Raw genomic sequence first — 16,136 nt, 5'->3', positions numbered from 1 at the left:
GGGGTAGGAGTGACTTACGGCAGTGCCCAGCATGCTCATCGGCAACGTACGATGCGCGGCCCAGCAAATGTTTGCGCCACCAAGGAGCCTCAATGATCAGCAAGCAAGGAAGATCGACTGGTTGGGTGCTGCTAGCAGCACTGTCCATGCCTGTAGCGTTCGCGGCCAATCCTGCCCCGCCGGATCCCACTCAGGATCCCGCCATAATGAGCGCTGGCTTCCTTTCCTCTCATCCAGACATGCGGTTTCGCATGGTGGGCTGGGATGCCCTCAAGTCGGGGAAGCACGAGGACGCGATGGCGTTTTTCAAGCGCGCCGCCTGGTACTCCGACAAACCTTCCCAGGGGATGGTGGCTGAGATGCTATGGGGCGGCCAGGGCGTTCCGCAAGACCGTCCCGCCGCATATGCCTGGATGGACCTTGCAGCTGAACGCGGCTACGAGGGTTTTCTGATCCTCCGTGAACGTTATTGGGAAGGCTTGGACGACAACGAACGCGCGCGCGCTATCGAGATTGGCCAGGAGATCTACGCACGTTATGGAGACGCTGCAGCGGAGCCACGGCTTGCAGCCCTGCTCCGGCGTGAACGCAAGAAGCAGGTGGGTAGTCGCACCGGCTTTACGGGCAGCGTGCAGATCATCGCACCTGGCCCTGGCGGCACGACACAGCAGATCGATGGCACAAAGTTCTATGACGAGCGCTATTGGGATCCTGTCCAGTATCGCGCATGGAACGACTCCATCTGGGCCAAGCCCCGTGTCGGCCGTGTCGATGTTGGCGAGCTGGAGATCATGAACAGTCGGGTGCCACAGACCAAGCCGGCCATCGATGCGCCCGAGCCGGAAACTCCTCCAACGTAATGACCGATGTCTTGGGAGCCAATGACGATACGCAGGCGTAGGCACCCACCGATTGCTGAGCTAGAGTTGATGGCACGGCTTGGACACGTGTCCGGGCCCTGACATCCTGGAGGGGATATGCGCAGCACCCGTTTCACCATGCTGGCCGGCATCGCGCTGTTGTTCGCGGCCGGCTCAGCCGCCGCCGCCGACCCGGCCGTCGGCCGCTGGAAAACCATCGACGACCAGACCGGGAAGCCGAAGTCCATCGTCGAGATCAGTCAGGCGGCCAATGGCAGCCTCAGCGGTCGCATCGTCGAGCTGATCAATCCCAGCAAGCCCAACCCGACCTGCGACAAGTGCAAGGACGACCGCAAGGACAAGCCGATCACCGGCATGGAGATCATCCGCGGCATGAAGGCCGAAGGTGGCGGCAAGTACGCCGGTGGCACGATCCTCAAGCCCGACGAGGGCAAGGTCTACAAGTCGAAGATGGAGCTGATCGACGGCGGCGCCAAGCTGGAGGTCTCCGGCTGCATCGCCTTCATCTGCAAGTCGCAGACCTGGCTGCGCCAGTAAACAGCAATACATGCTGGTCCCAGCGACCCGGCTCCGGCCGGGTCGCGTCGTTTCGGCCATGCGATAATCGCCGCCCCCCAGCAGACCGACCGCCATGTCCCGCTCCGCGCTCGTCACCAACGCCCTGCCCTACGCCAACGGCCCCCTGCACCTGGGCCATCTGGTCGGCTACATCCAGGCCGACATCTGGGTGCGGGCGCGCCGCATGCGCGGCGACACGGTCCACTACGTGTGCGCGGACGACACCCACGGCACGCCGATCATGCTGGCCGCCGAGAAGGCCGGGGTCACCCCGGAAGCCTTCATCGCCGGCATGCAGGCCAGCCACGAGCGCGATTTCGCCGCGTTCGGCGTGGCCTTCGACCATTACGACTCGACCAACTCCGAGGCCAACCGCGAACTCACCGAGCAGTTCTACGCCCGGCTGGAGGCCAACGGCCACATCAGCCGGCGCTCGGTCGCCCAGTTCTACGACCCGGCCAAGGGCATGTTCCTGCCCGACCGCTACATCAAGGGCATCTGCCCGAACTGCGGCAGCGCCGACCAGTACGGCGACAACTGCGAGGTCTGCGGCGCCACCTATGCGCCCACCGACCTGAAGGAGCCGCGCTCGGTGCTGTCTGGTGCGACACCGGAGATGCGGGACTCCGAACACTTCTTCTTCGAGGTCGGCCAGTTCGACGGCTTCCTGCGGCAGTGGCTGGGCGGAGACGTCGCCCTGCCCGGCGTCAAGGCCAAGCTGGCCGAATGGCTGGATGCCGAAGGCGGCCTGCGCGCCTGGGACATTTCCCGCGATGCGCCCTACTTCGGCTTCCAGATTCCCGGCCAGCCGGGCAAGTACCTGTACGTGTGGCTGGACGCACCGATCGGCTACTTGAGCAGCTTCCGCACCCTGTGCGCGAAGAACGGCGCCGACTTCGACGCCTTCCTCAAGCCCGGCAGCGACGCCGAACTGCACCACTTCATCGGCAAGGACATCGTCAATTTCCACGGCCTGTTCTGGCCGGCCGTGCTGCACGGCAGCGGCCACCGCGCGCCGACCCGCCTGCACGTCAACGGCTACCTGACCGTCGACGGCGCGAAGATGTCCAAGTCGCGCGGCACCTTCATCATGGCCCGCACCTATCTGGACGCGGGTCTGGAGCCGGATGCGCTGCGCTACTACTTCGCCTGCAAGTCCTCCGGCGGCGTCGACGACCTGGACCTGAACCTGTCCGATTTCGTCGCCCGCGTGAACAGCGACCTGGTCGGCAAGTTCGTCAACCTGGCCAGCCGCAGCGCCAAGCTGCTGGAGACCCACTTCGGCAATGCCGTCGGCCAGCTCGATGCACGGGAAGACCTGAGCGCCGGCTGGCACGAGGACGCGCAGGCCGTGCTGGCCCACGTCGCCGCCGCGCTGGACAAGGTGCCCGAGCTCTATGGCCAGAACAACTACGGTGCCGTGGCGCGCAGTGCGATGGCCGCCGCCGACTTGGCCAACGAATACATCGCCCGCACCGCACCGTGGGCGCTGGCCAAGGACCCGGCCCGCCGCGCCGACCTGCAACTGGTGCTGGGCACCGCGCTGCAGGCCTTCGCCGACATCGCCGGTGCACTGAAGCCGATCATCCCGGCCACCATCGCCAAGGTCGAAGCCTATCTGGGTGTCGAACTGGCGCCCGGCCAGCGCGCCGCACTCGACGGCCGCACCCTGGCCGCCTACACGCCCCTGTTCACCCGTATCGACCCGAAATCCATCGACGCCATGACCGACGCTTCCAAGGACACCCTCGCCGCCACTCCCGCCACCGCACCGGCCAAGCCCGCCGAGGCGAAGAAGCCCGAGGCCGCAACGCCTGCCGCTGCAACCGATGCGCCCGCCTACATCGGCATCGAGGATTTCGCGAAACTCGACCTGCGCATCGGCAAGGTGCTGGAGTGCGGCTTCGTCGACGGCTCGGACAAGCTGCTGCGCTTCCTGCTCGACGCCGGCGATCTCGGCCAGCGCCAGATCTTCTCCGGCATCCGCGCCAGCTACGGCGAGCCGGAGCAGCTGGTCGGCCGCAACGTGGTGTTCATCGCCAACCTCGCCCCACGCAAGATGCGCTTCGGCCTCAGCGAAGGCATGATCCTGTCGGCCGGCTTCGACGGTGGCGCGCTGGCGCTGCTGGACGCCGATGCCGCTGCGCAGCCCGGCATGCCGGTGCGCTGAGCGCACCACGGCTCCTGTTCCTGCCCGGCATGACAGCCGGGGCAGGACGGCAGCCTGCGCTGTGCCCGACGCAGGCATGCTGCGCGCTCGCCGCAACGACGCGATTGCGGGCCACGCTGGTCGGTAGCTGAGGCACTGGCATGCGGCAATGCCGGCCCGGAACCTCGGCAGCACGACAGATCCTGACTGCAGATGTACCTGCAGCACTGGCCACCGACCGAGCCCTTCTCCGCCGCCCGTCGAGGCCGCCCACGCCACCTCCAGAAGGATCGTCGATGGATCTGGCCCTGATCGACTTCGACCACACGGTCACCCACCGCGACACCTATGCCGGCTTCCTGCGCAGCATCGCCACGCCGCAGCAACTGGCCGCGGCGAAGTGGCAGGTGGCGCCGTGGGTGCTCGGTTATCGGTGTGGTCTTGTCACGGCTGCGGCGCTGCGCGTGCGGGTGACCCGCTTCGCCTTCACCGGCCGCGATCCCGATGAGATCGCCGCGGCTGGCCTGCGCTATGCCGCGCAGGCGCTGCCCGGCCTGCTGCGCCCGCAGATGATGGAACGCATCGCCTGGCATCGCCAACGCGGCGACACGCTCGTGATGGTGTCGGGGTCGCTGGATGCCTACCTGCGTCCCTGGTGCGATCAGCATGGGCTGGAGCTGATCTGCAACCGGCTCGAAGTCATCGATGGGCGCCTGAGCGGACGCTACCAGGGCGGCGACCGCGGCGAACACAAGGCCGCCGACATCCATGCACGCTATTCCCTGTCGGACTACGGCCGCATCCACGCCTACGGCGACAGCCTCGAGGATCGGCCGATGCTCGCGCTGGCGCATGAACGGTGGCATCGCGGCGTTTGCATCCATGGCCCTTCGCGCAGTCGCCGCCTTCATCCCTGGCCCGGGCGATAATCCGGGCGGCGGCCGCACGCCATCTCTTCCGCACATGACCCAGCCTTCCACCATCGCCGACCGGATCGAACGCCTCGACCGCCTGCTGCCGCAGACCCAGTGCGGCCAGTGCGGTTATGACGGCTGCCGCCCGTACGCCGAGGCGATGGCCGCTGGCGACGCCGGTCCCGATCACTGCCCTCCAGGTGGTGACACGGGTGCGCACGCGCTGGCGCGGCTGCTCGGCGTCGCGCCGCGACCTTACGACCGCGGCCGCGGCCTGCACAAGCCGGCCCAGGTCGCCGCGGTCGTCGAAGCCGACTGCATCGGCTGCACGAAGTGCATCCAGGCGTGTCCGGTCGACGCGATCATCGGTGGGCCGAAACTGATGCACGTGGTGCTCGAGCCGCTGTGCACCGGCTGCGAGCTGTGCGTACCCGCGTGCCCTGTGGACTGCATCGTGCTGCATCCGATCGCACGCTGAACGCACGTCCTGGCCGGTGAGGCATCAAGTGAAGTTCTCCTCTGCTTGAAGGCTTCATGAAAGCAACTTAACTCCGCCGCTCATCTGCACAAGAATTGACGCCAGTACTCAGCAAGCAGTCACCCATGTGAAATCTTGATTACTGAAAGTGCTTGTTTTACAGGCATTTCACACTCACAGATGGTGGCAAAGCTGAATTCGACCTCACATGCGGCGAGCGTTGACGGCATGTTAGGTTCCCGAGTCCTCTCAGACGCGTTCATCGCGCGTTTCGGGGGAAGACCTCATTCGCAACACTCGGGAACTTCCATGTTCGTACGCTTTACCGGCTCCCCCCGTCGCAATCGACTGACGGTTGCCCTGCTTGCCGCATCCATCCCCTTCTCTGGCAGCGTCCTCGCACAGCAGGGACCGGTCTCCGACCTCGATCGCGTCGTCGTCACAGGCTCGCTGATCCCGCAGACGCAGAAGGAGACGTTCGTTCCGATCACCGTGATCTCGGCCGAAGACATCCAGGGCCGCGGCTTCTCCAGCGTCGCCGAGGTCCTGCAGCAGTCTTCGTTCGCCACCGGCGGCGTCCAGGGAAGCCAGTCTTCCGCTTCGTTCACCCAGGGTGCGGAAGCGGCGAGCATGTTCGGCCTCAAGCCGAGCTACACCAAGTACCTGATCAACGGCCGCCCGATGGCGGACTATCCCGCGCTCTACAACGGCAGCGATACGTTCAACAACATCAGCGGCATTCCGGTCGACCTCGTCGAGCGGATCGAGATTCTGCCCGGTGGCCAGTCGTCGCTGTACGGATCGGATGCGATCGCGGGCGTGATCAACGTCATCCTGAAGAAGAATGTCGATGCGACCACGATCAGCGTGCGCGCGGGCACCTTCACCGATGGAGGCGGCGATTCGGGTCGTGTGACCTTCGCGACCGGCTTCAGCGCCGCCGAGGGGCGACTCAATGGCGTGTTCGGTGCGCAGTACGAAAGCAGCGAACCGATCTGGGCGTCCCAGCGGGACCTGACCAGTCGCTTCTACGCAAACGGCAGCTCCGCACCAGTGGCCAGCCGCGACTGGCTGGTGCACAGCCCGTTCACGGGCTACAACTTCCTTGATCCCGCAAACTGCGCCAACCTCGCCGACGCGTTCGGTGGAACGGTAGAGCAGCAGACGCGCCCGGGTCCGAACTTCGGCGACGGGACCTACTGTGGGTCGATGTACACGCCGGGCTATCGGACCTTGAAGAACTCCAAGGACTCCGGACAGGTCTATACCCACCTGACTTACGACCTCAACGACAACGCACGCCTGTACGCGGATGCTTTGTACAACGAGGAAAAAGTGAAGTACCACGTTGGTTCCGGCTACACCTGGTGGGGCACGCAGTCCAGCATGGGCGCCTACTACGATCCGGATCTCGGCGAGTTCCTGAATCTGCAGCGCGCGTTCGCGCCTGAGGAAATGGGACCTGGCGGCTTCCGCAACACCATGAGCCAGGACAAGACCAAGTCCTGGCAGCTGACGGTTGGCGTGGATGGCACCTTCGGTGCGTCGAACTGGGATTACGACGTCGGCGTCACCTCGACCCGCTACGAACTGCGCGAAAACTCCTTTGCCCGCTTCGCCGATCCGATCAATGCGTACTTCCAGCAACGCGTCCTGGGTCCGTCGCTGGGGCTCGACCCGGTCTACGGCGAGTACGACGTGTACCGTCCGGACTATGCGGCCTTCTACACGCTGATGTCCCCGGAGGACCTCGCGAGTTTCACCGGCTACACCACCACCCGCAGCAAGACCAGCAACGACATGCTGCGCGCCCAGGTGACCAACGGCGACCTGTTCAGCCTGCCGGGCGGCAGCGCCGGACTGGCGCTGGCCATGGAGTACGGCCAGGAAGAGTGGACCTACCGTCCCGATCAGCGCCTGCTGGATGGCGAGGTGTGGGGAACCACGTCGGTCGATGGTGGTGGCGAGCGCGACCGCATGGCCGCCATCGCCGAGCTGCGCCTGCCGCTGCTGGACCAGCTGACGGCATCGCTGTCCGGGCGCTTCGATCGCTTCGAACCCGTTGGCGCCGAGAACGTGGACAAGTCAACCTATTCGATCGGCCTCGAGTACCGTCCTGTCGAGAGTTTCCTGCTGCGCGGCAAGTACGGCACCGCGTTCAAGGCACCGACGCTGGCCGACCAGTTCCAGGCAGCGAGCGGCTATTACAATTTCGTACCCGATTATTACAACTGCCAGTTGCTCGGCTTCGGTCCGGCCAACGTCGACCAGTGCCCTGCCGAGTATTCCGACAGCCAGTACTTCGGCACGACCGAGGGCAGCCGCACCCTTCAGCCGCTGAATGCCGACGTCTGGAACGTGGGCGCGGTGTGGGCGCCGGTGCCGACGTTCTCGCTGACGGCCGACTACTTCCGCTGGGACATCCGCGACGAGGTCGCCTCGCAGGATGCGCGTGGCCTGGCGCTGCGCGAGATGTTCTGCCGTACCGGTGCGGCGGGCTACGACATCGCGTCTCCGGTCTGCGTGGACGCGCTTTCCAAGATCACGCGTGATTCGCTGGGCTACATCACCGACATCTACACGCCGAAGGTCAACGAAGCCAAGCGCGTGCTGGAAGCCGTCAACGTCGCCGCCAACTACACGCTGGACATCGGCCAGTACGGCGACCTGACGTTCCGTGGCTCGTACACCAACAACCTCAAGCACGAGCTGACCTCGTTCGACGGCGACGCGCCGATCGATCTGCTGCGCAACCCGGGCTGGAGCAGCGACCCGAAGACCAAGGCCAATGCGTCGCTCAACTGGCGCATCAGCGACTGGAGCACCACCCTGTATGCGAACCGGATCGGCCACACGCCGAACTATCGTGCACGCCTGATCGAGACCTACGACGATCCGACCGGTGCAGCAGGCAAGCTCGGCGGCTTCACGACGTACAACCTCAGCGTCAGCTACGCCGCGCTGGATCAGCTGGATCTGTCGCTGTCGGTCAGCAACCTGCTGAACGACATGCCGCCGGAGGACAGGACCTTCCCCGGCACCAGCGGCGAGCCGTACAACAGCGCTCAATACAGCGCGTACGGACGTGCGATCTACATGGAGGCCCGTTACCGCTTCGGCGCCCGCTGAGCCGCAGCACGATGAGCAGAAGAGCCCCGCCGGAAGGCGGGGCTCTTTCCATCCGGATTTCGCACCCGCACCGCACCCCGCTTCATGATGTCGGCCGTTGCGAGAGAACTTCATGCGGCAGCGACGATTCGTGCGAGCGGTTGGTTACGTCGCTTCCTGCGGGTGGCCTACCCCATGCACGGTCCGAAGAACCCGGCGGATGGACGACGGATGGCCCGGCATCGGCGGCAGCCGTGCGAACACCGTCATGGATCCTTGGACCATTCGCACCGCGGGGGCGGTGCTGCCCTACCTCGTCGGGGCACACGCCGAGCAGATCCGCTCGACGGTATGACCCTTCGCCTGCAGCAGCGCGACCACGCCATCCTCGCCGAGCAGATGCAGTGCACCGACCACCACCAGGGTGTCGCCGGAGGTGCGCGCCAGTTCCTGTTCCAGTGCCGGCACCCAGGCCTGGTTGCGCTCCACGTTGATCCGCCGGTAAAGGGCCGGATACTCGCGCTTCATCTGCAGCGCGGTGCCGGTCCACAGCGCGTCGGCATCGCCACGGCGCCACGCGTCATGCAGCGCGGTGGTCTGCGTCGCGCCGTCGTCGGCCTGGTCGAGCGCCTCGGCCAGCAGCTGGCGCTGCGCCGGGCGGTCCATGTCGGCCAGCACCGCGATCTGCTCGGCGGCACTCTCCAGCCCGGCGGCCGGCTTGCCGGCGGCAGCGGCCTTGCGCATGAAATGACGATCCAGGCCAAGCGCCGGATCCAGCCCCTGGCGTCCCATTTCGGTCATCGTGATGCTCATGCCCACGAACCAGGGGTCGAACGCCGACAGCTGCGCCAACGGCAGTCCATTCCGATCCGCATACCCTTCCAGGCGCGCCCACAGGATCGGGCCGAGATCGTCCTCGAGCGTGCCCGGGCCTTCGCGCCGCGCGGCCTGCATCAGCGTCAGCGCGAAATCGGGCGCCTCGATCTCCTCGGGCGCAAGTTCGAACATCAGCCTGTCGGACGCGGCGAACGCGGCCTCCACATCGGCCGACAGCGGATAGTCGTCGGCGTGCAGCAGATGGAACGAGCCGAGCAGATAGACCGCGTTGTCGGCGTCGGACACCTTCCACAGCAGCGGCACCGGCGGCTGGGCCTGCGCGGCCGTCAGTCCGGCCAGCATCAGCAGCAGCGCCAGTACGATCCGCCGCGTCATCCAGGTCGTGGCTCTCTTCATCATCGGTGTCGTCCTCGCCGCCGGCCGTGCCGGCATCAATGCCCTGGAGCCGAGTAGGTCTTCTCGCCGGCCGTCACCGCCAGGTCGATCCGGTTCTCCGGCGGCGGCAACGGGCAGGTCGCGAACAGGGTGAAGGCGCACGGCGGGTTGTAGGCGCGGTTGAAATCCAGCACCACCTCGCCACCGGCACCGGGCCAGTCCGCCTCGAGGAAACGCCCGGCCGGGTAACTGCCGTGTCCGCTGGTCCGGTCGGCCATCACGAAGAACAGACTCCGCCCCGGTTCGCCGAGGGCTTCGAGACGATAGGTCCGGCCATCGCGCTCGAACTCGACCGCTCCCGGATTGGGCGAGTCGTTGCTGATGCCGATGATGTCGGCGATCGGCAGCGTCTTGCCCGCGGGATGCGACAGGAAACGACCGGTGATCCGCCACGACGGATCGGCCGGCCAGTACTGCAGGCCGGCGAACTGCAGCCGTCCCGGCGCATCGGCGTGCTTGATCCGCAAGGCGTGGCGGTCGCCGCGCAGCAGCAGCGTCATCTGGCCCCTGCCCTCGTCGAAACCGATCACGCTGGGCGTGGCGTCGTGATCGCTGTGGAGCGGCACGCGCCCCTTCAGCGGTTGGCCGTTGTAGGTCAGCGCGACGCCGGCCTCCGGGGTGAACGACCATTGCCCGGCGGCATCGCGCGCCACCATGCCCATCCGCGGTGGCCCGAACGCGAAGCGCACGCCGTTGCCGATCGCGGTTCCGCTGCCTATGTAGTGCGCCTTCAGATCCAGCCAGTGCAGGCCCGCAAGGCTGGTCCATCCATCTGGCCGCAGCAGGTCCTCCTGGCGCGAGGTGCGCCAGGCCTGCTCGGCCGCCACGAAGGCCGCATCGACCGGCGCCGGCCGGTCAGCGGCCGCCTGCGCGGCACGCTCGCCGCATCCGCCCAGCAGCAGGCCGGCGAGCACCGGCAGCAGCCCTCTCATCGCCCACGCAGGAACCATCGGTCGATCTCTCCAAGTCCAAAACGGGTCCAGGTGGGCCGGCCGTGGTTGCACTGGCCGGAGCGTTCGGTGGCTTCCATGTCGCGCAGCAGCGCGTTCATTTCAGGAAGCGTCAGGCGCCGGTTGGCGCGTACCGCGCCATGACAGGCCATCGTCGACAGCAGTTCGTCGCGCGCGGCCGCCACGCGCCGGGTCTGGCCGTGCTCGCGCAGGTCGGCCAGCACGTCGCGCAGCAGCGCTTCCGGATCGGCCTGCGCCAGCAGCGCGGGGATGCTGCGCACCGCCAGCGTCTGTGGGCCGCTGCGGGTGATGTCGAAGCCGAGCTCGGCCAGCGTCGCAGCCTCGCGCTCGGCGACGTCGGCATCGCGTTCGCCGACCGCCAGCGCCATCGGCACCAGCAACGGCTGCGCACGCAGGCCGATGCCGTCGTGCGCGTGCTTCAGCTTCTCGTAGCCGATGCGTTCGTGCGCGGCGTGCATGTCGACCACGACCAGACCATCGGCGTTCTCGGCCAGGATGTAGATGCCGTGCAGCTGCGCGATCGCATAGCCCAGTGGCGGCACCTCGCCATCGGCGGTGTCGGGCAGCGGCTGGTGGGTCCAGGCCGGCGCGGCCACCTGCGCCGGTACCGCGGCCGATGCCGGCTGCGCGTACAGCGCGGCGTAGGCGCCGGGTGCCTGCTCCACGCGCAGCCCCAGCGGCGCCTGTTCGCGCAACTGCGGCATCCACGCGGCCGGTGAACGCGTCGCATCGCCGTCAGCCGCATGCGGCATCGACGGCGGGGCGAGTTCTTCCGGCGTCGGCGTCTGCCCGGCGCGGGTATGCGACAGCGCTTCCTGCAGCGTACGGAACACGAAATCGTGGATCAGGCGGCCGTCGCGGAAACGCACTTCGTGCTTGGCCGGATGCACGTTGACGTCGACCCGGGTCGGATCGAGTTCCAGGAACAGCACATAGGCCGGCTGGCGGCCATGGAACAGCACGTCCTGGTAGGCCAGCTTCACCGCGTGCGCGATGCTGCGGTCGCGCACGGCGCGTCCGTTGACGTAGACGTACTGCTGGTCGGCGCTGGCGCGCGAGTAATGCGGCTGTGCGATCCAGCCGGACAGGCGCAACCCGGCGCCGGCGTGATCGACGCGCAGCGCCTGCTTCGCGAAGTCCTCGCCCAGCGTTTCGTTCAGGCGTTCGCCCGAGGTGTCCACGCCGGAACGGTAGCGGCGCGAGGGCTTGCCGTTGTGGCTGACCCGCAGCTCGACCTCCGGCCGCGCCAGCGCAAGCGAACGCAGCCATTCCTCGATGTGGCCGAGTTCGGTGCGCTCGGCACGCAGGAACTTGCGCCGCGCCGGCACGTTGTAGAACAGGTCACGGACCTCGACGGTGGTGCCCGGTGGCTGCGCCTTCGGCTCGATCTGGCCGACCTTCCCGCCTTCGACATGCAGCATCGATCCATGTTCGTCACCGGCGCGGCGCGACGACAGCTGGAATCGGCTGACCGAGGCGATCGACGGCAGCGCCTCGCCACGGAAGCCCAGCGTCCCCACCGCTTCCAGATCATCGAGCGAAGCGATCTTGCTGGTCGCATGCCGCGAGACCGCCAGTGGCAGTTCCTCGGGCGCGATGCCGCCGCCATCGTCGCGGATCCGGATCAGGCGCACGCCGCCTTCCTCCAGGTCGATATCGACCCGGCGCGCACCGGCGTCGAGCGCGTTCTCGACCAGTTCCTTGACCACCGAGGCGGGACGTTCGACGACCTCGCCGGCGGCGATCTGGTTGATGAGGGTGTCGGGGAGCTGGCGGATCGGCACGGGTCGCGGCACTGCAGGAAACCAGCGGTGATGATAGCCGCAGGGCCGAGGCCCGCGCCTGCGTCGCCTGCGAGTACACGCTTCTGGCGGTGCGCGACGCCAGCGGTATCGGCTGCAGTACCTGCACCCGATCGCCAAGACCACACTCGCGCATGGGGCATCCTCAGCGCGTACGGCCCGAGGAGCGCGCAGACGCACGTCGCGACAGGAACCGACCGGCCGCGGTGTCGGCAGGAGATCGCAGGCCGCATCCATCACGGGGATGTGCGTAAAACCGCCACACCCTGCCGCTCAGGCAGGAAGCAGAAGCGGGAACCCGTGGTCAGCGAGCACGGCGATAGCCGCGCCCGTGGTGCCGGCGTCCCGGATGCGGCGACTGGAGTGCACTGGCGTCATCCGCGCCGACCGGCAACGCGGTCGCTACCGGGGGCCGCCTCTCAGGGCGTGCCGCCCGAGATCGTCGCACCGGCCGCCTCGGCCTGTGCCGCACGTGCGGCGAACAGCGTGCCCGGCGGCGGCTGCCGGGTGAAATAGGTGTTGATGCCGTTGAGCACCGCGCCGGCGACCTTGCGCTGGAACGCCGGATCGATCAGCCGCTTTTCCTCGTCCGCATTGGAGATGAAGGCGGTTTCGACGAGCATCGCCGGCATGTCCGCGGTGCGCAGCACGGCGAAGTTGGCGCGCTCGATGTTCGGCTTGTGGTTGTTGCCGACCTGCTTGAGGCCGCCGAGCACGTGGTGCGCGGCATCTTCGGAGGCGCGCATGTGCCCGCTCTGGGCCAGGTCGAGCAGCACGCCGGCGAGCACGTTCTCGGTCTGCTGCAGACGCACCCCGCCGACCAGGTCGGCCGCGTTTTCCTTGTCCGCCAGCCAGCGGGCGCGCTGCGAGGATGCGCCCTTGGTCGACAGCACGTAGACCGACGAGCCGCGCGCACTGCGGTTCTCTGCAGCATCGGCGTGGATCGAGATGAAGATGTCGGCCTTGGCCTGGCGGGCGCGCTGGGCGCGCATCGGCAACGGCAGGAACACATCCCTGTCGCGCACGAGGAAGGCCTTCAGGCCGGGCGTGGCATCGACCTGCCTGGCCAGTTCGCGGGCCATCGCAAGGGTCACGTCCTTCTCGCGCTTGCCGGTCGGGCCGACCGCACCGGGATCCTGCCCGCCATGACCGGCGTCGATCGCCACGATCAGCGGCCGGGTCTTGGTCGCGACTGGCGGCGGTGGCGCCTGCACCGGCGCGGGTGCCGGTGCCTGTACGGGCGGCGCCGTGGCCGGCGCCTGGGTGGCTGCAACGGCGGCGCCGTCGAGAATGGCCTGCGCGGAAGGCGACGCGGGCGCGGGCGCCGTGCCTGCCTGCACCGCCTGGACGGTTTGCGCCGTGAGCAGCGCGGTCGCCCGCGCGGCCTCGGCGCGCGCGTCGGCCCCGGTGTCGACCTTCGGGACGGTCGGGTTGGTCGCGGCGGCAGGCGCGGAGGCGACCGCAGTGGCCGGACCATCGCCCGGCCATTCGATGACCAGCCGGCTGCCGCCGGACACGGGCTCGGTCCGCGGCGTGAGCGGCACCACCGGGCTGGCCAGCTCGAAGACCACCCGGAAGGTCCCCGGCACGGGCTGGCCGGTGCGGACACTGGTCACGATGCCGGCAGGCGCCGGCAGCGCCATGCCACGCGCCACGGTGGAATCGGGAAAGTCGACGACCAGGCGGTGCGGGCCGGTCAGGGACAGGGTCTTGTAGGCACCGTCCCCGTGCAGCTGGATCTCGGCGCGGGTGCCGGTGGCGCCGTGTCCGAGCGTCATCGACTTCACTTCACCAGCGAACGCGCATGCCATGTGCAGGCCGGCCAGGACGAATCCTGCTCCCCACAGTCCCAGTTGGCGTGCAATCCGATTGCGCATGGTCCGGGATTCAAGCACCGACGCGCAGTGATTGCAATACGTTTTCCCTTAATAATCCGTAACCTGCCGGACCTTTCTGGCGTCAGATCACAGAAAGGCCCCGCAAGTACCCCCCGGCCTGCAACGCCGCCAGCCAGGCCTCGCCGCGCGCGCCGTGGGCTTGCAGCCGCAGCGCACGCCCCTCGCCCTCCAGCTGCAGCCACGCGGTCAGGTCGGGCGGCGGCAAGGCGGCGCGCCCGCGCTCGGGCCATTCGACCAGCCACAGCACGGCCTCGTCGCCATCCAGGCCAAGGAAATCGAGTTCGCCCGCGTCTCCGATCCGGTACAGGTCCAGGTGCCAGGCTTCGCCACCCTCCACCGGATAACGTTCGACCAGGGTGTAGGTCGGGCTGCGCACCGGCCCCTCTACGCCCAGCGCGCGCAGCAGGGCCCGTGCGAGAGTCGATTTGCCCGCGCCGAGATCGCCCTGCAGATGCACGATCGCCGGACGCGGCCGGGTGACGGCGAGCGCCTGGCCCAGATGGGCGGTGGCCTCGCTGTCGGGAAGGAACACCTGCATCAGGAACGCTCCGGGAATGGGATGAGGGACGGTGATGGATTGGCCAGGCGGCGCAGCCACGGCAACAGGTCGCTAGGCAGCAGACCGCGCTGACCGGCGGCGGCCGCTGCGTCGCCAGCAGCCGCATGCAGCAGAGCGCCCGCGCTGGCCGCCTCGAACGGCGCGAGCCCCTGCGCCATCAGTCCGGCGACGATGCCGGTCAGCAGGTCGCCCATGCCGCCGACCGCCATGCCCGGATTGCCTGCGGCGATCACGCGCGGCCTGCGCCCGGGCGCGGCCACGATGCTGCCGGCGCCCTTCAGGACCACGCTGCAGCGGTAGCGGTCGACCAGGGCCGCCGCCGCGGCGAACCGGTCGCGCTGGATGTCGGCGGTCGAGCAGCCGAGCAGGCGCGCCGCCTCGCCGGGATGCGGGGTGATCACCGCGGCGTCGAGCCGCTGCGGTGCGCTGGCCAGGAGCGTGAGCGCATCGGCATCGATCACCAGCGGGCGTTGCGAGGCAAGCGCCAGCGCATACAGGTGCCGCCCCCAGGCGGCCTGGCCCAGGCCGGGTCCCACCGCGACCACGGCAGCCGCCTCAAGGCGCACCCGCAGCTGCGCGGCATCGTCATCGGGCGACAGCGCCATGATTTCCGGGCAACGCGAGAGCAACGCGGCGACATGACGCAGCCGCGTGGCCGCCGCCACCAGCCCGGCTCCGCTCCGCAATGCCGCTTCGGCGCACAGCGCCAGCGCCCCGCCGCCGCCGTGATCGCCGCCCAGGCACAGCACGCGGCCGGACTCGCCCTTGTGCGTGTTGGCGCGGCGCGGCGCCAGCCAGCGCGGCAGTGCGGCCGGCGTGAGCCGTTCGGCGGCGGCACCGGTGCTGGCCACCAGTGCCGGATCCACGCCGAGGCCATCGAGAAGACGCTCGCCGCAGTGTTCCAGCGCGTCGCCCGTGTACAGCCCGCGGTGGGCGACGATGAACTGCAGGGTGCGCTCGGCGCGCACCGCGATGCCGGGGACGCAGCCCCGGTCCGCATCGACGCCGCTGGGGACATCGAGCGCGAACACCGGCGCATCGCATCGGGCGATCGCGCCGATCAACGCGGCGGTCGCGCCGTCCGGCGCGCGCGACAGGCCGATGCCGAACAGGGCGTCGACCACCAGGGTGGCCGCAGCGGGCACCGTGTCGCCCACATCGACCACGCCACCCGACGCGACATGGTCGTCATGCGCACGCCGGCACAGCGCGCTGCGCGGCGCCGCATCGGCCGGATGCAGCACCTGCACCTGCCGACCGGCCTGCCGGGCCAGCCGCGCGAGCACGTAGCCATCGCCACCGTTGTTGCCTGGCCCGCAGCACACGACGACCGGTCCCGTCGGCCAGTAGCGCGCCAGGCACTGCCAGGCGGCATCGCCTGCACGCTGCATCAGGCCATAGGCATCGCCCAGCGCCGCGCTCGCGTCGCGGTCCAGCGCACGGGCGGCGGACGTGTCGTGCAAGGGCAGCAGCGCGGAGTCGCTCATGCGGCGATTCTAGGCGGTGCACGGCATCTGCGTGCACCCGCTGCGGGCGGGACGACGGG

The 16,136-nt window shown here is 68.4% G+C and carries 12 protein-coding genes; 6 read left to right on the top strand and 6 right to left on the bottom strand.

The features are described from left to right. Positions 1 to 92 precede the first annotated feature (92 nt). The 6 genes from IB242_RS08725 to IB242_RS08700 all read left to right on the top strand — a co-directional run bounded on the left by IB242_RS08725 (position 93) and on the right by IB242_RS08700 (position 8,109). Positions 93 to 860: a sel1 repeat family protein gene (locus tag IB242_RS08725; RefSeq protein WP_192278213.1), complete on the top strand. Its 768-nt coding sequence runs from the start codon at positions 93 to 95 to the stop codon at positions 858 to 860. Between the two features lie 117 nt (positions 861 to 977). Continuing rightward, positions 978 to 1,418, top strand: a complete 441-nt coding sequence (locus IB242_RS08720) for a DUF2147 domain-containing protein (RefSeq protein WP_192278211.1) — start codon at positions 978 to 980, stop codon at positions 1,416 to 1,418. Positions 1,419 to 1,512: 94 nt separating this feature from the next. Further along, positions 1,513 to 3,609 carry a methionine--tRNA ligase gene (gene metG, locus IB242_RS08715; protein WP_192278209.1) on the top strand — a complete coding sequence of 699 codons (2,097 nt, stop codon included), beginning with the start codon at positions 1,513 to 1,515 and terminating at the stop codon, positions 3,607 to 3,609. 275 nt (positions 3,610 to 3,884) lie between these two features. Beyond that, positions 3,885 to 4,517 (top strand): HAD-IB family phosphatase, encoded by a 633-nt coding sequence (locus IB242_RS08710; protein WP_192279245.1) that lies wholly within the window; start codon positions 3,885 to 3,887, stop codon positions 4,515 to 4,517. A 34-nt stretch (positions 4,518 to 4,551) separates the two neighbouring features. Beyond that, positions 4,552 to 4,980, top strand: coding sequence for an Rnf electron transport complex subunit RnfB (gene rnfB, locus IB242_RS08705; RefSeq protein ID WP_192278207.1), 429 nt, complete (start codon positions 4,552 to 4,554; stop codon positions 4,978 to 4,980). A 309-nt stretch (positions 4,981 to 5,289) separates the two neighbouring features. After that, positions 5,290 to 8,109, top strand: coding sequence for a TonB-dependent receptor (locus tag IB242_RS08700; protein ID WP_192278204.1), 2,820 nt, complete (start codon positions 5,290 to 5,292; stop codon positions 8,107 to 8,109). Between the two features lie 288 nt (positions 8,110 to 8,397). Here IB242_RS08700 and IB242_RS08695 read toward each other — a convergent pair whose 3' ends face one another. From IB242_RS08695 to IB242_RS08670, 6 genes are all read right to left on the bottom strand, one after another. Further along, on the bottom strand, positions 8,398 to 9,324 hold the full coding sequence (locus IB242_RS08695; RefSeq protein ID WP_225540362.1) for a TraB/GumN family protein: 927 nt from the start codon (positions 9,322 to 9,324) through the stop codon (positions 8,398 to 8,400). A gap of 32 nt (positions 9,325 to 9,356) precedes the next feature. Continuing rightward, positions 9,357 to 10,292: a DUF1684 domain-containing protein gene (locus IB242_RS08690; protein ID WP_225540360.1), complete on the bottom strand. Its 936-nt coding sequence runs from the start codon at positions 10,290 to 10,292 to the stop codon at positions 9,357 to 9,359. Next, positions 10,289 to 12,115, bottom strand: coding sequence for a DNA mismatch repair endonuclease MutL (gene mutL / locus IB242_RS08685; RefSeq protein WP_192279243.1), 1,827 nt, complete (start codon positions 12,113 to 12,115; stop codon positions 10,289 to 10,291). Before mutL ends, IB242_RS08690 begins: the two co-directional genes overlap by 4 nt. Before the next feature lie 437 nt (positions 12,116 to 12,552). Then, a complete protein-coding gene (locus IB242_RS08680) occupies positions 12,553 to 13,944 on the bottom strand; it encodes an N-acetylmuramoyl-L-alanine amidase (protein ID WP_225540440.1) in 1,392 nt (463 codons plus the stop codon). Between the two features lie 148 nt (positions 13,945 to 14,092). After that, positions 14,093 to 14,572 (bottom strand): tRNA (adenosine(37)-N6)-threonylcarbamoyltransferase complex ATPase subunit type 1 TsaE, encoded by a 480-nt coding sequence (gene tsaE / locus IB242_RS08675; protein WP_192279241.1) that lies wholly within the window; start codon positions 14,570 to 14,572, stop codon positions 14,093 to 14,095. Next, positions 14,569 to 16,077 carry an NAD(P)H-hydrate dehydratase gene (locus IB242_RS08670; protein ID WP_192278197.1) on the bottom strand — a complete coding sequence of 503 codons (1,509 nt, stop codon included), beginning with the start codon at positions 16,075 to 16,077 and terminating at the stop codon, positions 14,569 to 14,571. Before IB242_RS08670 ends, tsaE begins: the two co-directional genes overlap by 4 nt. Positions 16,078 to 16,136: the final 59 nt, after the last annotated feature.

It is taken from the genome of Xanthomonas sp. XNM01 (genome assembly GCF_014851915.1).
GTDB lineage: Bacteria > Pseudomonadota > Gammaproteobacteria > Xanthomonadales > Xanthomonadaceae > Pseudoxanthomonas.
This window is presented reverse-complemented; position numbering and strand designations above follow the sequence as displayed.

What these genes read in the sequence shown, in the direction of transcription:
- IB242_RS08725 (WP_192278213.1), top strand. Translation starts at nt 93, where the DNA reads ATGATCAGCAAGCAAGGAAGATCGACTGGTTGGGTGCTGCTAGCAGCA.
- IB242_RS08720 (WP_192278211.1), top strand. Translation starts at nt 978, where the DNA reads ATGCGCAGCACCCGTTTCACCATGCTGGCCGGCATCGCGCTGTTGTTC.
- metG (WP_192278209.1), top strand. Translation starts at nt 1,513, where the DNA reads ATGTCCCGCTCCGCGCTCGTCACCAACGCCCTGCCCTACGCCAACGGC.
- IB242_RS08710 (WP_192279245.1), top strand. Translation starts at nt 3,885, where the DNA reads ATGGATCTGGCCCTGATCGACTTCGACCACACGGTCACCCACCGCGAC.
- rnfB (WP_192278207.1), top strand. Translation starts at nt 4,552, where the DNA reads ATGACCCAGCCTTCCACCATCGCCGACCGGATCGAACGCCTCGACCGC.
- IB242_RS08700 (WP_192278204.1), top strand. Translation starts at nt 5,290, where the DNA reads ATGTTCGTACGCTTTACCGGCTCCCCCCGTCGCAATCGACTGACGGTT.
- IB242_RS08695 (WP_225540362.1), bottom strand. Translation starts at nt 9,324, where the DNA reads ATGATGAAGAGAGCCACGACCTGGATGACGCGGCGGATCGTACTGGCG.
- IB242_RS08690 (WP_225540360.1), bottom strand. Translation starts at nt 10,292, where the DNA reads ATGAGAGGGCTGCTGCCGGTGCTCGCCGGCCTGCTGCTGGGCGGATGC.
- IB242_RS08680 (WP_225540440.1), bottom strand. Translation starts at nt 13,944, where the DNA reads ATGGCATGCGCGTTCGCTGGTGAAGTGAAGTCGATGACGCTCGGACAC.
- IB242_RS08670 (WP_192278197.1), bottom strand. Translation starts at nt 16,077, where the DNA reads ATGAGCGACTCCGCGCTGCTGCCCTTGCACGACACGTCCGCCGCCCGT.